Source organism: Vibrio sp. J1-1 (assembly GCF_021728395.1).
GTDB lineage: Bacteria > Pseudomonadota > Gammaproteobacteria > Enterobacterales > Vibrionaceae > Vibrio.
Genome location: NZ_JAKKCM010000014.1, coordinates 65204 through 86589, shown reverse-complemented (window position 1 = coordinate 86589; position 21386 = coordinate 65204). Strand labels below are relative to the sequence as shown.

At 44.0% G+C, this 21386-nt stretch carries 14 protein-coding genes; 12 read left to right on the top strand and 2 right to left on the bottom strand.

Annotation, left to right across the window (positions count from 1 at the left end):
• Nucleotides 1-38: 38 nt before the first annotated feature.
• Nucleotides 39-392, top strand: coding sequence for a DUF3024 domain-containing protein (locus L3V31_RS18825; RefSeq protein WP_237318295.1), 354 nt, complete (start codon nt 39-41; stop codon nt 390-392).
• Between the two features lie 65 nt (nt 393-457).
• Here L3V31_RS18825 and rnb read toward each other — a convergent pair whose 3' ends face one another.
• On the bottom strand, nt 458-2461 hold the full coding sequence (gene rnb, locus L3V31_RS18820) for an exoribonuclease II (protein WP_237318294.1): 2004 nt from the start codon (nt 2459-2461) through the stop codon (nt 458-460).
• Nucleotides 2462-2867: 406 nt separating this feature from the next.
• Here rnb and L3V31_RS18815 point away from each other — a divergent pair, with 406 nt between their 5' ends.
• From L3V31_RS18815 to L3V31_RS18765, 11 genes are all read left to right on the top strand, one after another.
• A complete protein-coding gene (locus tag L3V31_RS18815) occupies nt 2868-3803 on the top strand; it encodes a universal stress protein (RefSeq protein ID WP_237318292.1) in 936 nt (311 codons plus the stop codon).
• 83 nt (nt 3804-3886) lie between these two features.
• Nucleotides 3887-4078: a hypothetical protein gene (locus tag L3V31_RS18810; protein ID WP_237318290.1), complete on the top strand. Its 192-nt coding sequence runs from the start codon at nt 3887-3889 to the stop codon at nt 4076-4078.
• 284 nt (nt 4079-4362) lie between these two features.
• Nucleotides 4363-6969 (top strand): hydrogen gas-evolving membrane-bound hydrogenase subunit E, encoded by a 2607-nt coding sequence (gene mbhE / locus L3V31_RS18805; RefSeq protein ID WP_237318328.1) that lies wholly within the window; start codon nt 4363-4365, stop codon nt 6967-6969.
• On the top strand, nt 6969-7325 hold the full coding sequence (locus L3V31_RS18800; RefSeq protein ID WP_237318288.1) for a Na+/H+ antiporter subunit C: 357 nt from the start codon (nt 6969-6971) through the stop codon (nt 7323-7325). The genes mbhE and L3V31_RS18800 overlap by 1 nt, the downstream gene beginning before the upstream one ends.
• Nucleotides 7322-8818, top strand: coding sequence for a proton-conducting transporter membrane subunit (locus L3V31_RS18795; protein ID WP_237318286.1), 1497 nt, complete (start codon nt 7322-7324; stop codon nt 8816-8818). Before L3V31_RS18800 ends, L3V31_RS18795 begins: the two co-directional genes overlap by 4 nt.
• The gene (locus L3V31_RS18790) at nt 8815-9291 is read left to right on the top strand and encodes a Na+/H+ antiporter subunit E (protein WP_237318283.1); all 477 of its coding nucleotides are present in this window, start codon (nt 8815-8817) and stop codon (nt 9289-9291) included. Before L3V31_RS18795 ends, L3V31_RS18790 begins: the two co-directional genes overlap by 4 nt.
• Entirely contained in the window at nt 9284-9562 is a 279-nt protein-coding gene (locus tag L3V31_RS18785) for a cation:proton antiporter (RefSeq protein ID WP_237318282.1), read from the top strand. Before L3V31_RS18790 ends, L3V31_RS18785 begins: the two co-directional genes overlap by 8 nt.
• Nucleotides 9562-9858, top strand: a complete 297-nt coding sequence (gene mnhG, locus L3V31_RS18780) for a monovalent cation/H(+) antiporter subunit G (protein ID WP_237318280.1) — start codon at nt 9562-9564, stop codon at nt 9856-9858. Before L3V31_RS18785 ends, mnhG begins: the two co-directional genes overlap by 1 nt.
• Before the next feature lie 193 nt (nt 9859-10051).
• Nucleotides 10052-15955, top strand: coding sequence for a PAS domain S-box protein (locus tag L3V31_RS18775; RefSeq protein WP_237318278.1), 5904 nt, complete (start codon nt 10052-10054; stop codon nt 15953-15955).
• Nucleotides 15956-15974: 19 nt separating this feature from the next.
• On the top strand, nt 15975-17081 hold the full coding sequence (locus tag L3V31_RS18770) for an HD domain-containing phosphohydrolase (RefSeq protein WP_237318276.1): 1107 nt from the start codon (nt 15975-15977) through the stop codon (nt 17079-17081).
• A gap of 508 nt (nt 17082-17589) precedes the next feature.
• Nucleotides 17590-19494, top strand: coding sequence for a DEAD/DEAH box helicase (locus L3V31_RS18765; protein ID WP_237318274.1), 1905 nt, complete (start codon nt 17590-17592; stop codon nt 19492-19494).
• A gap of 82 nt (nt 19495-19576) precedes the next feature.
• On the opposite strand, the gene L3V31_RS18760 is transcribed toward L3V31_RS18765, so the two are convergent.
• Nucleotides 19577-21115: a bifunctional diguanylate cyclase/phosphodiesterase gene (locus L3V31_RS18760; RefSeq protein ID WP_237318272.1), complete on the bottom strand. Its 1539-nt coding sequence runs from the start codon at nt 21113-21115 to the stop codon at nt 19577-19579.
• Nucleotides 21116-21386 lie beyond the last annotated feature (271 nt).

Below are 21386 nucleotides of genomic sequence, written 5' to 3'. Positions count from 1 at the left end.
AAGGTGTATACTAAGAACTACCTATCAGGAGATCTTTCATGTCAGTGTCGCAAATGGCAACCAGCCGTTTATACAAGTTAGTTCATTCACTCTGTTCTGCTCGTAATGCGAATTTACCCGTAGAGCAAGGCAAGTGCTTGTATGAGCCTATAGAAAATGGCGTGGAGCTTCATCGTGCACATTTCCTGCTAGATTCACAGCATAGTGAATATACGTCTCCAGTAGCAAAGATTTTGTTTGATGTAAAAACGCAACTTTGGCGTTTTTATGTGCCGAGCTATCGAACTGGTGATTTGAAGTGGGTCCCTTATGAAACTTTGCCATACAGCCAGTCCCTCGAGGTGTTACTGGGTGAACTAGAAAGCGACCCTCAGGCGTGTTTCTGGGAGTAGAGTTTTAAAGTTGAACAATAAAAAGGCGCTTTGAGAGCGCCTTTATCGTTTCGGTTTATTCAGTTTTATTCACTAACCGTCTGTTCTATCTGTACCTTTTTCGGCTCAGCAAACACCTGCGTTGGTTTAGCAACTAAACTGCGGTTTTCCTGGTTCACATCGGCCAAGACAACTTCTAGCGTATCGCCTAGTTTGTACACAACTTCTTTATCGATAGAGATAGTACCGTTGTCACCGCTGCACTCAATGCGTTCTTTATTGTCAACAATCAGTGAGCCAGGAATAAACGCTGCTGCGCCGTTTTCAATCAGGCGAACACGCGCACCAGCACGATTAATATCGAAAATCTCACCGGTGTAACGAGTTTGCTTGCTTGGCTCCTCAGCAAGAGTACGAGCGTAAAGCCAATCTGATACATTGCGTTCCGCGATCTTGTGGTGCTTACGGTGCAATGCCAGTTCTTCACCAACTTGGTCATCAGGCTTTTGAACCGGCTCTTTGTCCAGAATCACCGCTTTTAGCATACGGTGGTTGATCATATCGCCGTATTTACGAATTGGTGATGTCCAAGTTGCGTAAATATCTAGACCCATAGCATAGTGAGGAAGTGGCTGATTACCAACTTCACTGTACGCTTGGAACTTGCGAATGCGGTTATCCAAGTATGAAGTTTCCTGAGTAGATAACCAACGACGCAATGCTGCAAAGCCTTCTAGTGTTGCTATTGAGTCTGCCGTAAAGCCATGTACACCTTCAGGGTCAATGAGTTGAACCACTTCTTCAATCTTTTCAGCTTTTAAGCCAGAGTGAGTATTAAACACACCAGTTTCAAACTTATCGCGTAGAGTGCGACCAGCACAGATATTCGCTGTGATCATCGACTCTTCTACAAGACGGTTTGCACTGCGGCGCATATCTGCATGAATGGCGATAACGTCATTGTCTTCGCTCAGTTCGAAACGGTAGTCCGGACGATCTGGGAATACCACAGCATTCTTTTCACGCCAGTCGGCACGAGCAAGAGAGAAGTCGTAAAGATTTCGTACGATAGTTGCGATATCTTCTGATGGTTGCCATTTATCTGAGCTGCCATTTTCTAGCCAATCAGATACGTGGTCATACGCGAGACGAGCGTGAGATTTTATGTTAGCGGCAAAGAAGTTGATGTCGTCACCAATCACACCTTCTTTGCTCACGCTTACGGTACAGCAAAGAGCAGGGCGAGTTTCACCTTCAATCAGAGAACATAGGTCATCAGCAAGATCGCGAGGTAACATTGGGATGTTACGGCCAGGCAAGTAGATGGTGTAGCCACGCTCACGAGCCACTTTGTCCATTTCATCTTCTGGAGTAATGTACGCGGTAGGGTCGGCAATTGCGATGGTCAGTTCAAAATCACCAGACTCAGTTTTCTTCGCGTGCAGCGCATCGTCCATATCTTTGGTGGATTCGCCATCGATAGTCACGAAAGGTACGTGAGTTAAATCAACGCGGTTTAATTCTGCGTCGTCTTTTAATTCCCAGTTCTCAATACCAGCAGGCTCAGAGTTTGGAAGATCGTTTTGTGCCAAGGTTACCCACCATGGTGCGATCTTATCGTCGGCATCCGTGATTTTTTCAGAGATTTCCACGAAGAAGGTATTGTCCCCTTTAAGAGGATGGCGAATTAGGTGAGCGACAACCCAATCACCTTCATTGAAGTTATCTGGCTTTAGGCCTTTCTTTAGTTTGGCTTTCAGAGACAGCTTTTTTAGTTGTGGGTGGTCAGGGACAACATTTAGCTTACCTTTGAACATTTTTACGCGGCCAATAAAGCGCGTAAGTGACTGTTCTAGCAGCTCTTGTGGTTCTGCCACTTCACGTTCATTCTCTGTGCGAATAATAGCGACCACTTTGTCGCCGTGAATGCACTTTTTCATGTACGCAGGTGGAATGAAGAAACTGGTTTTGCTGTCCACTTCAAGGAAACCAAAGCCTTTATCGGTTGCTTTGATTGAACCTTCTTTTTTAGGAAGGTTTTCTTGGATTTGCTGCTTAAGTTGGGCTAATAGCGGGTTATCTTGAAACATCTTGATTTTCTATCTGATTGCTTTTAATAAACTTATTGGATGTTTCGGCCCTTTTTAAAACTCTTACTTTTAATGAGAGTGAACGTAAAAAGGTGCGCAGTGAAAGCAATAAATTTACCGAAATAGTTACTGAGACACATGTTACTTGGCATAGGAATGATTGTATAGTGATCATTGTATTCATCACGATATTGAACCGCGCTTTTCTGGCTGAGAAATTCAAGCTAAACCTTATTATCTAAATCTGCTTCACAGTTTGTTCTTTCTTCTAAAAAAGTAACACATGGAAAACAAGCCTGTACTAGGTTCAACGATGTAGTGAGTGTTTAAATTTACTCGCCGTTACAATCGTTAACTAGAAAAAAAACTTTTATTGGTTAAGATTTAATCAATAAAGGAGGCGTGTATGAAACGGTTTGAGAATATACTTTTTGCGACTCAAGGACTTCCTGGGCATAGTGACGCGTTGGGGCAAGCTATTAGAATCGCATCCCATGATCACGTTCAAGTGTCTGGTCTTATTGCTTGTCCGGACTTTCCTAGCCACTTGGTTCAATATCAACAAAGGTATGAGCAGTCTCTGTATGATTCTCTACTGGAACGTGTAGAAGCCTTGCGCGTTGAGTACGACGTGTCTAAAGAGCAAGTGCCATTTCCCCTTTCAGTTAAAAGCAGCGATCAGCCAGCTGTTTGTATTATTAAAGAAGCGATAGCACACGAGAATGACTTGATCATTAAAGAAGCCGAGCCAATTGATGAAGGGTCAGAAGGCTTTAAAGCGCTTGATATGACGCTACTACGAAAATGTCCGTGTGCGGTTTGGTTACACCGACCAATCAACAAGCCAAGGAATAAACGGCGCATTGCGGTCGCAATTGATCCGATGAAGACGAGTGACGAGCAACACGAGATGTCACTACGATTATTAGAACTCTCGCGTTCGATCGCTGACACCTGTGACAGTCGTCTGCATATTATCTCTTGCTGGGAATACTATTTGGAAAGCTATTTAGAAAATAATGCTTGGATCCAAGTTGATGACGCTGAACTTGCCGATGAAGTGTCTCAAGCTAAAGTGAAACATAAGCAAGCGTTGCAAAGCCTTGTTGAGGAATCTGGTATTTCCGGTGAAATGGTGTACCACCTTCTTCACGGCAAAGCTGATGACCAGATTCCGGATAGTGTTGATGAACTAGAAATCGATGTGCTTGTCATGGGGACGCTTGCCAGAACTGGTATATCTGGGTTCGTCATTGGTAATACTGCAGAAAATATCCTGCAATCCATTAGTTGCTCGTTAGTCGCGATGAAACCCGAAGGATTTGTTTCACCGATTGAGTAACTCAATATTCATTGAAACGTCAAGGAGAATCACTAACGTCTACGTTGTTACCACGAAGCTTTAAGTGCTTAAAGGAGGATGATATGAAAGCTTTTTGTCCCATTTGCCGTACTGAAATGGTTGAACGTGCGCACGTTCTTGTATGTCCGAGAAATGATATTGGGGATTGTTGTTATGATCCGCTCAACATACCGCAGGACGACTTTACAGCAGCGCTAAATCATACGAATACATTCAGCGATACGCGTGGTTATGTTGTCCCCGATACTAAGTAGCTAGAATTAATAGGAAATTAAGTCTACTTTTGAAGTAGACAGTTGTAATTTGATGCTCATGAGTTCTGTTCATCGCTTAGTACAATATAGTCCGTTCACCTGCATTGCTCGGACTGTATTCTATCCTCAAACGGTTGGCTTTTTAGAGGTCGAGAGCGCTTTTATGTCGTGAGTATTCAATCAACTGGATTGTGTTGAACACATTGAAGGTATGGATGGCGACATTGAACGACGTTAACGATAGAAGTCAGACTCACAAGTCAAAAAAGTGCACGCCGCTTTTGATGATCTTTCCTTTGATACCGATAATTATCTTGTTCTTTGTTTTGAGTTGGTACCGCCCTGAAGGGGTGAGTTGGCAGGGGAGCTGGGTTCCGGGTCTTGATGTCAATTTAAGCTTTCGTCTCGATGGTTTGTCATTCCTATTTGTGTGTTTGATTTGTGGTATCGGGGCTCTGATTCATTTCTATTCGCTTGCCTATATGCGCAGCCATGCGGCGCGTTTTTCCTTCCATGTCTACCTGACGTTGTTCATGCTTTCTATGTTAGGCATTGTCACGAGCGACAACGTTCTGCTGCTGTTTGTTTTTTGGGAACTCACGACCATCACCTCCTATTTGCTGATTGGTTTTAGCCACGAAAAAGAGGAGTCGCGTGAAAAAGCGATACAGGCGCTTTTGGTTACTGGCGCTGGAGGGTTAGCCCTATTAGCGGGTTTGATTTTTTTAGGACAAATAGCCGGAAGTTATGAACTGAGTGTTATTGTCCAACAATCAACGCAAATTACCTCACACAAATGGTTTTTGCCTTCTCTTATATTGATTTTCCTCGGTGTTTTTACCAAGTCAGCACAGTTTCCATTTCACTTCTGGTTGCCAAATGCTATGGCGGCACCTACACCGGTGAGCGCTTATCTGCACTCCGCTACCATGGTAAAAGCGGGCGTCTATCTTCTGGCGCGGTTGTCTCCTGTTTACGCGCACAGCGACATTTGGTTTTACACTCTAAGCATTGCAGGAGGGTTTACGGCCATCTGGTGTGGATTATTGGCATTAAAGCAGACGGATTTAAAGTTAATGCTTGCCTACAGTACCAATGTTGCGCTGGGTAAGCTCGTTCTGTTAATTGGAATGGGAACGGAGCTTGCTCTGACCGCGGCACTTTTGTTCATACTGGCGCATTCGTTTTATAAAGCGGCCCTGTTTATGGTGGTCGGAAATATTGATAAATCAACAGGCACGAGAGACATAACAAAGCTGAATGGTCTGAAAGCTGTGCTTTCTTTAAGTTTAGTAGCAGCGACGTTAGCGGCGTTATCAAAAGCAGGTATACCACCATTACTCGGTTTCTTGAGCAAAGAATATATGTATAAGTCAGGACTGGAGATTAGCAGTGTAGTGATTGGTTTGTTGCTCGTTGTCAATGTCATTATGGTGGCAGTAACGATTGCATTTATCTATAAACCGTTCTTTGCTCATGCTTACCGTGAGCCAACCCCCGCGAAAGGCATCGAGTCACAAAGAGGCTTATGGATTCCACCGCTGCTACTGTCAATCGGGGGATTGATTGTACCGGTGTTGGGGCTGGGTTGGGTTAATCATCATGTCATTATTCCCGGGGTCTTAACGAGCCTTCCAGCATCAAATCCGGAGGCCACTAAGTTATGGCATGGAGTCAACTTTCCATTGTTATTGAGCGTAGTGACCTTGGCGCTGGGGTGGGCGGTTTACGCTCTGTACACGCAGAGGTTTGCCAAGTGGTATAAAAGCGCATTTATAGTCCCTACTGCGGAGCTGGTGTTTAATCACCTTGTCAATGGTGTCATACGTTTTGCCACGTGGCAGACACAATGGATACAGCAAAAACGGTTGAGCAATTATGTGCTTATGTTTAGTCTCGTTCTGGCAATCGTTTTGCTTAGCCGTCCGTTAGATATTTCAGCAGCGCGTTTTACCGAGCTGTTTGCGATTAATTTCTACGAAGTAACGATTGCTTTGTTACTCGTGGCAGCAGTGTCGGTGTGCACGTTCTCTAACTCTCGCTTGTTATCGGTGTCAGCCCTGAGTGTGATTGGCTTTATGACAACACTCGTGTTTATGTTGTACAGCGCGCCCGATGTCGCAAAGACCTTGTTGTTAGTAGAAACACTGATGGTGGTATTTTTAGTCTTACTGATGCGCCATATGCCGAAATTAACCACTGTGCGTAATCACTCTAAACAGCGTCGCTTATTACACGCTGTTATCGCCGGGATAGTTGGATTGTCTGTGAGCGTTGCGCTCATCAACATCACCTCTCAACCGTTCGACCCGATGTTGTCCGACTTTTTTGTCCACAATAGTCTATCAGAAGGACACGGGCGAAATATTGTCAATGTCATCTTGGTGGACTTTCGTGCCATCGATACGTTAGGTGAGGTGATCGTGGTCGTGATGGCGGGTATTGCTGCGACAAGTTTATTTACCACCCCAAATCACAAGCATCCTCCTGTCCATTCACTGATCTTTTCTACTACTGCCCACATTGTATTTACATTGATGTTGATGTTTTCTCTGTATTTACTACTGCGCGGGCACAACGAACCGGGAGGTGGGTTTATCGGAGCACTTATTGCGGTAATAGGATTCGCGCTAATGATGTATGCAGAGTCGCCCAAGTACGTAAGAGACCGTTTGTATTATTCGCCATTAAGTATTGCGATGTTCGGTATCTCGCTCAGTGTTATGGCAGGGCTAATAGGCTTGGCACTCAACCTCCCTTTCCTGACCGGATTATGGTGGAAGGATATTCTGCCACTTGGGACACCGCTGCTATTCGATCTCGGCATTTACTTTGCGGTCATTGGTGGCGTTATGGGCGTGATGTTACATGTGAATGAGGTGCTCGACTGATGGAAGTACTGTGGAGTTTGGTCGTCGGCGTGTTTGTTACTGCAGGTATTTATCTGTTACTCGAACGGCATATATTGAGAATACTGTTTGGGCTGATTTTATTAAGCAGCGCTGTGAATCTTGCCATATTGACGGCCGGGCGTTTAACCTTAGGTATTCCCGCGCTTATTGAGTCAAACGCACAACTCCCACCAGATGGTGCTGCCAATCCTTTACCTCAGGCATTGATCTTGACCGCGATCGTGATTGGTTTTGGTTTGTTAGTTTTCGCTCTGCTGTTGTTCTATCGGGCTTATTCAGAAACAGGCTCAGCAGACGTTGATGATATGCGACGCTCAGAAGAGGAGGAGGAATGACGACCATTTGGCTAACTCTACCTATCGTGATTTCACTCCTGACGGCTGTCGCTGTGTTTGTCGCTAAACGTAATCTGTATCTTGCTGAACGCGTCAGCTGTGCGAGCGCTTTTTCTACGCTGTGTGTTGCCGCTTTTCTTACACACGACGTGGTGCAGCATGGGCCAGTTGCGGTGGCTTTTGGGCAATGGCTCGCACCTTTCGGCGTTGTGTTTGTGGCAGATTTGCTCACGGTAGCCATGGTCATGGTAACGGCGGTGATTGGTCTCGTCTGTGTGTTCTATGCCGTTGGCGATCTCCGAAACAAACCTTCATACGCGACGTACCATGCGCTGATACATGTTTTGCTTGCGGGCGTTTACGGCGCATTTCTGACTGGTGATATCTTCAATCTCTATGTCTGGTTTGAAGTGATGCTTATTGCTTCCTTCGGTCTGATGGTGTTGGACGCTAACAAGTATCAGATTGATGGCGCAGTGAAATACGTGTTATTGAACCTGATTTCGACGTTGTTTTTTCTGCTAGCGATAGGTCTGTTGTACGGCGTGACCGGGACACTAAATCTAGCGGACCTTCATGCTAAAGCGGCTTTGATACCATCCGACACGAAAACCTTGCTCGCTGGTCTGTTCTTATTCGCTTTTTCCATCAAAGCAGCACTGTTTCCCTTGTTTGTTTGGCTTCCAGCTTCTTACCACACGTTACCGAGTGCCGTGGTTGCTCTGTTTGCTGCTTTACTGACTAAAGTAGGCGTCTACACACTAATACGTGTATTTACGCTGGTTTTTCCGTTGGCAGAAAGTGGCTGGCAATCGACGTTGATGTGGATTGCTGGCTTGACGATGTTGACGGGGGTATTAGGGGCGGCAAGTCACTACGACATAAAGAAAATCCTTTCATTTCATATCATCAGTCAGATTGGTTACATGATCATGGGACTCGCCATCTATACGCCCTTGGCGGTGGCTGGGGCTATTTTCTATATCGTTCATCATATTTTGGTGAAGGCGAACCTGTTCTTAATTGGCGGCTTCGTAGAGCGTAAATACGGAACCAGTCAGCTTAAGCAATTAGGTGGTGTATATAAAGCCATGCCTTGGCTGGCCTTTTTGTTTTTCATTACTGCATTTTCTTTAGCTGGTTTTCCACCACTATCCGGCTTTTGGGGTAAGTTCTTAGTGATTAAAGCGAGTTTACAAACAGAGGGATATTGGCTCGCGGGGACGGCTTTGCTGGTGGGGTTGCTGACGGTTTTTTCCATGAGCAAAATTTGGAATGCCGTGTTTTGGAAAAAACAGGAAAGTGATACTGAAGTACAAATAATGACTAAGTCGACGACGTACTTGTATTGTATTCCTATTGTTACCTTGACAGCGATGAGTGTGATCATCGGCCTGGTTGCAGAGCCATTTTATCAATTTGCGATGCAGGCTGCGGTCCAGCTGTTGGAACCTAAAGAATATATTCAGGCCGTATTGAGAGGTGGACAATGATTTACTTTTTTCTCAACCTCTTCCTCGCATTGGCATGGCTGCTTTTAAACGGAACATACACCAGCCTCAACTTTGTATTTGGCTTTATTGCTGGATTCTTTGTATTGAAGCTAACTCAGCCATTTGGAACGAAAAGCCGTTACTTTCAAGTTTTTCTCTCACTTGTGGGCTTAGTGAGCTATTTCTGTTTCGAGTTGATAATGTCTGCCGCTCAAGTGATGTGGGATGTGTTAACGCCAACACATTTAAGTGAACCGGATATCATTTACGTCCCACTCGATGCTAAGTCCGATATAGAAATCACGCTGCTTGCGAATATGGTTTCGCTAACGCCAGGCACGTTAAGTTTGGATATTACCCCTGACAAAAAGCATCTGATCGTGCATGCCATGTTCGCGCCGGAACACGATAAAGTGATTCAAGACATCAAAGGTGGCTTAGAGAGACGGATATTGGAGGTGACGCGTGGATAACTGGCTAGAGTTCAGTATTTTCTTTGCTTACAGTGGATTGTTGCTAAGCGTCGTAATGGCAATGGTACGCTTGGTATTAGGGCCAACGTTAGCAGACCGAGTCGTCTCACTTGATCTTATCTCGTTTGTCACGATTGGGTTCATCGCCGTTTATACCTTGGATAGCGGACAACAAACGCTGTTAGATATCGCTATCACGCTTGGCTTAGTGGCGTTTCTCGGAACGATTGCATTTGCTCGAATGATAGCGAAGAGAAAAGGAGAGGAGTGATGGAACTGATCATTGGTATTTTGTTGTGCATTGGCACCTTGTTTTTTCTGATCGCCAGCTTGGGCGTGGTTAGAATGCCAGATCTTTACACTCGCATGCACGCCGCAACAAAAGCGGGAACGGTTGGAGTGGCGTCTTTGCTTCTGTCGGTAGCTATAGCCATTCCTGATGCCACGGTGATTTCTCGCGCTTTGGGTACCATGTTGTTTATTTTCCTCACTGCACCTGTTGCCGCGCACTTATTAGGTAAAGCCATGCGGAAAAGTGGTTATCGAATGTGGCGAAACCCAAAATAAAGAAGCTAAATCTGCATTATTGTCTAAGTTCAGAGAAAAGATAAATTATCCCCGCCTCTGGGCGGGATAAGCGGTTCAGAACGTAACTTCTTGATTTATTTCCATCGTTCTAAGCAACAAAGCCTACGTTTGCTACTCTTAAAGTTAGAAAACCTTTTCTGAGTCATTCTAACCAGAACATTGAGAAGCAATTATGAGAATAGCTTTTATCGGATTGTGTTTTGCCATGTCATTTTCCTCCACAATCTCATCTGTGGCATCTGCAGCTGATGACTATAGTCCGCTAGACTACACAATTCATAACTTGACTCATTTTATAAGCAATGCACGCGCTGGCTGGTTAACTTATTCAGGTGATGTTGAACCATTGTTAAAAATAGAGGCTCTTTCGAGCATTTTTATTACTACAGTTGTTTTGTTGCTGGCCTTCTTCTACAAACGCTATGCGAATAACGATTCTTCTCAAGCTTTGAATTCGCAAAAAATGCGTGCTTTTGGCTTAGTGTCATCGTCACTGTTTTTAGTTATGGTCTGCTTTGCAGCCTATTTGGTGGTTGATCATGTAAAACACAAAACAGAGCAAAATGTGAAAGATAGCTTGATCTTTGCACGAGACTCTGCTCACAACATGATTAATTTCTGGGTACAACAGAAAATCAATAATACGGTAAGTCATGTACGCTCTTCCGCTTTTATTGAGTTAGCGAGGCCACTAATAAACGGCGAGCTTGATGGGGCAGCATTAGAAAGTGCACGGGGACAATTACGTCAGTACTTTAACCAAACGGAGCGAAATAGCGCATTTGCGTATGAACTCATCTCTCCAGATTACATCACCATCTCATCCAGTGATAACTCAGCCGTTGGTAAACTTAGCCATATCGCTATAAGTAATTCCGATTATCTGCTTCGAGTTTTTTCAGGACGTTCAACATTTATTCCGTCGATAGCAATCAGAGTTGAGGAGGTCGACAAGACATTGCCCATATCTCATGTTGCCAGCCCGGTACTGGACGCCAATGGTGATGTTGTTGCGGCTCTTATTGTAGAAGATGACTTAAGTAAAATATTTTATCGGTTTCTTAGTCTAGGCCAACAAATGGGTAAAAGTGGAGATACCTACGCATTCGATGCAGATGGCTGGATGTTGACTGAAAGTCGCTTTTTACCAAGCCTTAAAAGAATGGGGTTACTCGATGGTGCAAATACGTCAATTCGAAACATAAAGTTAGTCGATCCTCAACATAATTTAACCCTAAAGCCTGCAGGTGACTTCTCGCCTGAAAATTATCCGCTAACGCTTATGGCGAGTCATGCGCTGCAGGGTGGAACAGGTTTTAATGTTCAAGGTTATCGAGACTATCGTGGTGTCGAGGTGGTCGGTGCTTGGGTTTGGGATGATGCTCTAGGGCTAGGCATAGTATCAGAAATCGACGTGGAAGAAGCATTCAGTGATTACTTTGAAATAAGAAATGTGTTACTGATGGTCTTAACCATCACAGTATTCATAGCCTCAATTCTGGCGAGTATATCCCTTTGGATGGCCAAAGTAGCGAACGATAGTCTTCGTTCATCTAAGAAAATATTAGAGCGCAAAGTAGAAGAAAGAACGAGCGATATTAAAAGAGCTCAAGAACGTGTACAGCTTCTCTTGGATTCGACAATTGAAGGCGTTTTTGAGGTTGATGTAAAAGGCGAGATCGTATTTTGCAATAGAGCGGGAAGCAAAATGCTAGGTTATCCGGCAAATGAGATTATCGGCTGGAATATCCATGAGAGTTTCCACCATTCTGACGAAAACGGAAACCCATATCCAATCAATATAAGCCCGATAACAGAAGCATACCGTTTCGGAAAAACAAGTCGGGTGAGTGACGAAGTGCTATGGAAAAAGGATAAGACGTGTTTCTTCGTTGAGTATTCCGCCACACCCGTATTCATAGAAGACGTTTTAAGCGGGGCTGTTGTTGTATTCAATGATATCAGTCAGCGGAAAGAGAGCCTGAAACAACTTGAATCAAGTGAGAAACAGTTCCGAACGTTACTAGAATCTTCGCCAGATCCATTAATAATCATCAACGATCTTGGGGAGATCGTGATAACTAACCATCAGTTCGAGTCTGTTTTTGGTTACCTTCGCATGGAGTGCATAGGTCAGTCGGTAGGGTTGATGTTTCCAGAGGAGGATAGGACGAAGTATAAAGCTGAACTCAATCAATACCTGTCTGCAATAAAGTCTGGAGCTTCAAAAGAGAGAATCGGTGAGGCTTTGGAAATTGTCGCATCTAAAAAAACAGGTGAACACTTTCCTGCAGACATCAAACTGAGCCCTATTGAAACTGAAGCTGGCCTGCTAATCGTCTGCAGCGTACGTGATATAACGAATCATAAACGCTCGGAAAAAGCCATCCAAGACGCTGCCGAAAAATTTAGATTTTCGCTGGCTGCGTTAGGTGCGTATTACTGGACTGGTGATTTAGAGTCAAAGGTGATGACGTATGACTCTCCGAAGTTTCTTATCCAGTATGGATACCATGAAAATGAAATACCAACGAGCGTAGAGGAGTATGTCGCGTTGGTTCATCCAGATGACCGTCCACGACTTACAGAGAGTTTCCTAAAACACGTTCAAGGAATTGAGCCCATTCAAAAGGCAGACCTGCGCATCAAAAGGAAAAATGGTACTTGGGCGTGGATTTCTATGGTCTCACGTGCCGTCGAGTGGAATGAGCTGGGTAAAGCAATAAAAATGGCCGGGCTGTCGGTTGATATCAGTGAGCAAAAAAGCGTGGAAGAGAAGTTAGAAAAATTCCACAAAGCGGTAGAGTACAGTCCCGCAACCGTCGTCATTACTGATAGCGGCGGTATGATTGAGTATGTTAATCCGGAATTTACGCGTGTTACGGGGTATACCTATGAAGAGGCAATAGGTGAAACCCCAAGTATTCTGAAGTCAGGAAAAATGTCGACAGATATTTATGATGATCTGTGGAAGACGATTTTAGAGGGCAATGTTTGGAAAGGAGAAATGGTTAACAAGATTAAAAATGGAGACTTAATTTGGGAAACCATTTCTATCGCCCCGATCGTGGAAGAAAACGGAAACATCACACACTTTGTTGCCGTTAAAGAGGACATTACAGAGAAGCGTAAAGCGTTGGATGAACTGGAGCAGCGTAAAACGCTATTAAGGAGCATTATCGATAATGTTCCAAATATAGTCATTCTTAAGGATCGGGATGGACGCCACCTTGTTGTGAATAAATATCATCTTCTGGCGACTGGCTGTCAGTCTGAACAAGTGCTGGGAAAAACCGACGCAGAGTTTTTTGATGCCGAAACTGCGTCCAGGATTATGGCTGACGATCTGGAGATTATGACAGCTCGTCAACCTAAAACATTCGAAGAGTCGGTGCCACATCCTGATGGTACTTTACATAATTATCTCACTTCGAAAGTGCCACTATTAGATGAACATGGTGAGGCTTATGCACTGGTCTGTATCGCAACGGATATTACAGAACAAAAAGATCTCGAAAATGCCATTGCTGAAGAAAGGGAGCAGTTGCAGACCATACTCGATACTAGCCCGATTGGCGTTGCTTTTACCGTAGATGGGGTATTTAAATTTGTAAACCCTAAAGTACTTGAAATGGTAGATGCCCAAATTGATCAACCCGCAATGAACATTTACGTCCGCCCGGAAGAAAGAGAAAAAATGGTTAATCAACTAGAGAATCATGGGCATGTAAACAATTTTGAAATCCAGATGTACTCTCCGGATCACGAAATTCGAGACGTTTTTGCGAGCTTCATGCCGATACGATTATTTGGCAAAGAGGGGATTCTTGGTTGGTTTCTTGATATTACCGAACGCAAGCAAAGCGAACGGAAACTAAAAACCAGTGAAAGTAAGTTCCGGACGATTTACGAGGCGACGGGCGATGCGGTTATGCTTTTTGATTCAGAGCATTTTATTGATTGTAATCCTGCGGCACTAGAAATGTTTGGGTGTGATAGCGTTGAAGAATTTACTAAGTATCACCCGGCGGATGTTTCGTCAGAATTTCAACCTGATGGGCGGCCTTCAAGGGAGTTGGCGGAGCAGAAAGTGGCGGAAGTATTAAAAAATGGCAGTCTTCGCTTCCAGTGGTTACATCGACGCCTAAATGGTGAAGAGTTTACGGCCGACATATTATTAAATTTGATTGAAATCAATGACAAGCCGGTCATTGAAGCGGTTGCTCGCGATATAACCCAATTAAAACAAGTAGAGCAGGAGCTAACGCTCGCGAAAGAACTGGCTGTAGATGCAGCTCAGGCGAAAAGTGACTTTCTTGCTCGGATTAGCCATGAGATACGTACACCAATGAACGCGATTATGGGCATGAGCTACTTAGCTTTGGAAACGGAGCTTTCTCCACTCCAAAGGGATTATATTCGTAAGGTCAGTCGCTCAGCGCACTCTCTGCTTGGTATCATTAACGATATTCTCGACTTTTCTAAGATCGAAGCTGGGAAAATGGATATTGAAAAGGTTGCCTTTAATCTGGATGAGGTTATGAATGATCTTTCCACTATTTTCAGTCTTAGATGTGAAGAGAAGGCGCTCATCCTTCGCTTTAATATATCACCCGATGTCCCTCGTTACTTAATTGGCGATCCATTGCGCCTAGGCCAAGTGCTTATCAATCTTGTTGGCAATGCTGTGAAATTCACACATAAAGGGGAAATTACCATTTGTGCTGAGTTGACGAGAAAAGATGCGCAGCAAGTTGCTTTGAAATTCTTGGTGAAAGACACAGGGATCGGCCTTACTGAGAAACAGATGGAATCTCTATTTGAACCTTTTGTCCAGGCAGATGGTTCTACAACCAGAAAGTATGGTGGTACTGGTTTAGGCTTGTCAATTTGTCGCAAACTGGTTGAGTTGATGGGCGGAGAAATCAATGTTGAGAGCGAATTTGGTAAGGGAAGTACATTCTATTTCACTTCGCGTTTTGGCATTGCAGATGAAAAAGCTAGTATCCGAACAGTACCTAAATTAGATACGAGATCATTGAAGAAAATATCAGGGGCCAAAGTGCTGTTGGTAGAAGATAATGATATTAATCAGCAGGTTGCTGTGAATCTTCTGAAGAAGTGTAAACTCAATGTGGGAACGGCAGATAATGGAGCAGAAGCATTAGAGAAAATGCAAACGAACAAATTTGACGTGATATTAATGGATATTCAGATGCCAGTTATGGATGGTTTTACGGCAACTCGTCAGATTCGTCAGATTGATAAGACCGTGCCGATTATCGCGATGACGGCTCACGCTATGGAAGAAGATAAAAAGAGAAGTGAGCTGGTTGGAATGAATGACTACGTTACTAAGCCCATCAACCCTGAAGAGTTATATCAAGCGCTTGTTAAGTGGACTCCCGAACAAATCAATCAGCCAAATAGCGAGGAAATCGTTAGCTACCAAGTTGATGATGTGTCTCTCGAGAATATTCCTGGGCTAAACGTTCAAGATGCCCTTGCGCGACTGAACGGCAATCGCAAGTTATACAGAAGACTGCTCAAAACATTTCTCGCCGAGCATGTGAATGTGGTGAGTGATATACGTTCCACATTACACAAGGAAGATTTGGATACCGCGGCAAGACTCGCACACACTATAAAGGGAGTTGCAGGAAACTTAGGCGCCATCGAGCTAGCTCGATGTGCGGCCAGTACAGAACGAGCACTCCTAGACAAGTCTCTCGATAATTTAGATGTATTGCTCGATGAGTTTCAAGACGTTCTAAAAGAGGTTATGCAGTCCGTTAACCAAGTGATTCTTGAGAGCAGCGAACAGGTTCGTTCGGATGATCTAGAGGCTGGCAAAAATATGGATCCGGAGGAGATTAAAGCCCTCCTCACCGAACTTAACCGCGTTTTGGAAGACGATTTGTCTGAAGCAATTCACATTGCCGATGTATTAGAGAATAAGTTGCAAGGTACATCGGTAGAGGGACTAACCAAGGAGCTCGTCGCCAGTTTAGATACATTCGATGTCGACTTAGCTGCTCAACTTGTCAAGCGAATGATGAATTCGCTCAATAGATAACTCAAGGAAGGGAATATTGATGGAATTGAAACAAAAGAAAATTCTCATCGTTGATGATGCACCAGAAAATATACAGGTGTTGATGCAGCTGCTAAAAAAAGATTACAAAATCATCGCAGCCACAAATGGTTCTAAGGCGATAGAGCTGGCTCAAAAAGATCCCCAACCTGATTTGATATTATTAGACATTAAGATGCCAGACATGGACGGGTATGAAGTTTGTGAACAGCTTAAGGGCATGCCACAGACGGAAAGCATACCAATCATATTTGTTAGCGCTTTGTCTGACGAAAAAGATGAATATAAGGGGCTTTCTCTGGGAGCCGAAGACTACATAACCAAGCCTTTTTCGCCAGCGTTGGTTAAGACAAGAGTACGAAATCAACTCATTGTTAAGCAGAATAAAGAGGATCTGGAAAGAATGGTTGTCGAACGGACTCAGGAGCTACAGCTTACTCAGGCTGTAATGATCGAAAGCCTGGGTACCTTAGCGGAATACCGGGACCCTGAAACGGGTGGACACATCAAGCGAACCCAAAATTATGTTAAAGCCTTGGCAAAGCATTTACAAAAGCAAGGTAAGTTCAGTGATATTCTCACGGATGACTATATTCAGCTACTTTATATTTCTTCACCACTTCATGATGTCGGTAAGGTTGGTGTTCCGGATCATATCTTACAAAAACCGGGCAAGTTGACCGAAGAAGAATATGAGGAAATGAAACGGCATACCATTTACGGTTATAATACCTTGAAAAGAGCAGAGTTACGTTTAGGTGAAAATGCCTTTATTCATATCGCTAAAGAAATTGCATATACACATCAAGAAAAATGGAACGGAAAAGGCTACCCACAAGGCTTAAAAGGCGAGGAAATACCACTTTCAGGACGACTCATGGCCATGGCTGATGTTTATGATGCGTTAATCAGTAAACGCGTGTACAAGCCACCTTTTACCCATGAAAAGGCCGTCGAGATTATCACCAAAGGTGACAACCGTACCTCGCCCGATGATTTTGACCCGACTATATTGCAAGCGTTTATCGAAATTCAAGACGAGTTCAAACGCATCGCATTAATGCATGCTGACTTTGATGAGGAAAAGAAACTCTTAAGCGGTAACTAAGATAAGTGATCGTTGAGCATTCCGAAGCTCGGTTTATAAAGGTGTTTTCTTAAGAACAAACAGCTAAACCTCAACGGTCAGCCTACATTCAACCAAACTTTCAATACAAAAGGTAAACAGGCTATGACCAATGCGAGCTATTATTACCGATAGAGCGTATTTCGCTGAGAGCCTTCTATAAAACATGGGCTGATAAACAGCGGCGTAGTGATTTGGATTTGGTGAAGAATTCATCAATTTTCATGGCGCGCTTTTTTTTAAATGGTGGGCTGGTGGTATTTTATGCGGAAAATGCCATTGTTGAGAATAAATTGTGATGGAATTCAATTTTTTCTGGCTTTTTTTATGCTTTTAAGGAATAATCCGCCTCCCTTAGTCGTCCCTAATGGCTTATCGCGGTTGTGTACTGTGCTAATTCCTATCTGAATGGATTTAGTATCTGGATAATTCAGTATTGAATTGGAAGAGCATATGGGACTGTTTTTTAGTTTAATTAAGTAGGATCCCAATGCAAGATTCTGTTATTCAATTCAGTGATTTATCTCTGAATGATTCTATCCTTTCTGCTCTAGACGGAATGGGTTTCGTGTCACCAACTCCAATTCAGGCTGCGGCAATCCCTCACCTGTTGGAAGGTGCTGACGCGCTGGGCAAGGCACAAACGGGTACAGGTAAAACGGCAGCATTCTCTCTGCCTCTTCTAAACAAACTAGATCTTAATCAACGTAAACCACAAGCAATCGTACTTGCTCCAACTCGTGAGCTAGCGATTCAGGTTGCCGCTGAAATGAAGAACCTTGGTAAAAATATCAAGGGCTTGAAAGTTCTAGAAATCTACGGTGGTGCGTCTATCGTCGATCAAATGCGTGCGCTTAAGAACGGTGCGCATGTCATTGTTGGTACGCCTGGCCGTGTTCAAGACCTTATCAACCGTGAGCGCTTACACCTAGATGAAGTTAGTACCTTCGTTCTAGATGAAGCGGACGAAATGCTAAACATGGGTTTCGTTGACGACGTAACTGCAATTATGGAGCACGCTCCTGAATCAGCACAACGCGTTCTATTCTCTGCAACAATGCCTCCAATGCTGAAAAAAATTGTTGAGCGCTTCCTTCGTGACCCTGTAATGGTAGACGTTGCTGGTAAGAACCACACTGTAGACAAAGTTCAACAGCAGTTCTGGGTAGTGAAGGGTGTAGAGAAAGATGAAGCGATGTCTCGTCTTCTTGAAACTGAAGAAACGGATGCGTCAATCGTATTCGTACGTACTCGTCAAGATACCGAGCGTTTAGCTGATTGGCTGTCAGCTCGTGGCTTTAAAGCTGCTGCTCTACATGGTGATATTCCTCAGTCTCTACGTGAGCGTACTGTTGACCACATCAAACAGGGTGTTATCGATATCCTTGTTGCAACTGACGTTGTTGCACGTGGCCTTGACGTTCCACGTATTACTCACGTATTTAACTACGACATCCCGTTCGACGTAGAGTCATACATTCACCGTATCGGCCGTACTGGTCGTGCTGGACGTAAAGGTAAAGCGATCCTTCTAGTTCGCACTAACCAAATCCGCATGCTTCGTACTATCGAGCGTGTAACTAAGTCATTAATGGAAGAGATCCAACTTCCTCTACGTGACCAGGTTGCTGAAGCTCGTCTAGCTCAACTAGGTGCGGAGCTAGAAGCTGAGAAAGAACACAAATCACTAGATAAGTTTGCTGAGTTGGTTGAGAAACTACAAGCTTCTCTGGAAATCGATCCAGCGATGCTTGCTGCGATGCTTCTTAAGCGTCAGCAAGGCAAGCGTCCGTTGTTCTACATTGGTGAAGATCCAATGGTTGAAGCTATTGAGCGCGACAAGCAGCGTCGTAAAGATCGTCGTGAAGATCGTGACAATGGCGGTCGTAATTTCAACAACCAAGATTGGGATACTTACCAGCTACAAGTTGGTCGTGAGCAGGGTGTTCAAGTTAAAGACATCGTTGGTGCTCTGGCGAACGAACTTGGCCTAGGTAAAGGTTCTATCGGCGCGATTAAGCTAGCGCAAGGTCATACATTCGTACAGTTACCAAAAGCAATGACTTCTGAAGCGGCGAGCAAGTTAAGCAAACTACGTATTCGTCAACAAGATGTTGGTGCTGTAGTATGTGATTTCGATGATTTCCGTGAGTCTCGTGGTGGTCGTCGTGACGGCGGACGTCGTGATGGTGGTTACCGTGGTAATCGTGACGGTGCTCGTCGCGAAGGTGGTGGCCGTCGTGAGGGTGGCTTCCGTGGCAACCGCGAAGGCAGCCGTGATGGCAACCGAGAAGGTGGTGAGCGTCGTTTCGACCGTAACCGTGGTGGAGATCACCGTGGTAACTACCGTGGTGAACGTGGTCACGGCCGTGGCCGTCGTACACCAGAAGCATAAATCGATTTAGGTTACTTCATATAACCTGATTTAGATAAAAGCTAATTGCAAAAGCCGAGCATAGTTAACATGCTCGGCTTTTTTATGCGGGAAGGAAACTGTCGAGCTTCTCGTCGTGTTCTGTCACCCAATTGATCACTTCTTCAAGTGGGAGAGCAGGGCAGAATAAGTAGCCTTGGATAATGTCACAGCCGCGATTGCGTAGAAAGTGCAGGGTATCCATATCTTGTACGCCCTCTGCTACTACGGAGTAACCGAGCCCATGCGCAAGGGCAATGGTGTTTTCAACAATCGAGCGGTTGCCTTCAGTTCGGTTCGCGGTGGATAAGAATGAACGGTCGATTTTAATTTGATCTACTGGCAGGTCTCTTAATAGCGAGAGTGAAGAATAGCCCGTACCAAAGTCATCCAGGCTGATCTTGATCCCAAGTTCTTTTATTTCTTGTATCAATGGGTTAAGTTCCTTAACTTTGTCAATCGCCATTGTCTCTGTTATCTCTAAACTGAGAAGATTGGTAAATTCGGGAGAATGTTCGATTAACGTTTTTAGGCGACTAAGTAATACGTTTGAAGATAGGTCTTTGGCTGATAAGTTGACATGAATTGGAAGCTTGATGCCTCTTCGGATAAAGGTTTTCAGATCTTTTTCAACTTGCCCTAGCACCCACATGGTTATGTTGTTGACCTGATTACTTCGTTCGGCAATTGGAATAAAGTCATTCGGCGAAATGTTATTGCCTTTCTCGTCTCGCCAACGAATAACTGCTTCAAAGCCAACCACAACGCTGGTACGAGCATCAATTAATGGTTGGTAATACAAACGAAACTCTTCCTTATCTAGCGCAAACTGAATGCGTGATGAAATTTCCAGCTGATATTTCGCCCCAATATTCATGTCGTCATTATAAAATGCGAAAAGGGTCCCGTTACGTTTGGCGTTATACATTGCAATATCAGCATGTTTTATCAGCAACTCATTGGATTCCGCATCTTGTGGGTACGTGCTTATACCAAACACTACACCTACTGAAACGTGGAACTCGTCGAGGTTAAAGCGAGCAGACAACGCGGTGCTGAGAGTATCGATGAGCTTTTTACCATCTTGCTCAGTCGCAGACGCTGTGATTATCACAAATTCATCACCGCCGACACGAAAGATCTTGTCATTATCTTCAAGGGTATCTTTCAGTCTTCGGCCAATTTGAACCAGTAATTGGTCGCCACAGAAATGGCCCATCGCATCGTTCACTTGCTTGAAATTCACGACATCAAAGACAATTACCGAAAAAGGAAGATCTGCTTGAATGCGATCGCTGATCACCTCAAAACAGTATTTTCGGTTAGGGAGTCCGGTTAATGCATCATGAAAGGCATTTTTGTTTTCGCGTTTCGCAAGGAGATGCAATTCGACGATGGAGTCTTTACTAAACTTTATAACGAAAATGACAAAAACACTTCCGGTAAACAAGAGTAAAGAAATCCCTGTTTCAAGTGTTGAAGCTTCGGGATTTTGCACAATGGTGTATAAATAGGCTGCGTAAGCAATGATGAAATAGCTGATCAAGACTAGCAGCCAAGTCCACCCAACAACATCTGTTTTCGAGCGGATATTTCTGGTCATTTGCCATCCGAAGCAGAGCAATATTAAGCCTAAACTGACAAGCCAAAGCGTTATTTTGGGCACGGTATTCCCCGATTTATTGAAATGTTTATTGTTTTTATTTGTCTAGCAAATAAATTAGCTCATTATTTAGACTATGCATAAGGTGGCTAAATCACAAATCTATCATCTAACTAGATATATTTTTCGCATCGAATAAAATCAAAAAGTGTTCTAGATCAATAAAAAATGTTCGATCAGACTGTGTTCTTTAAAAGATTGTTGAAAGATT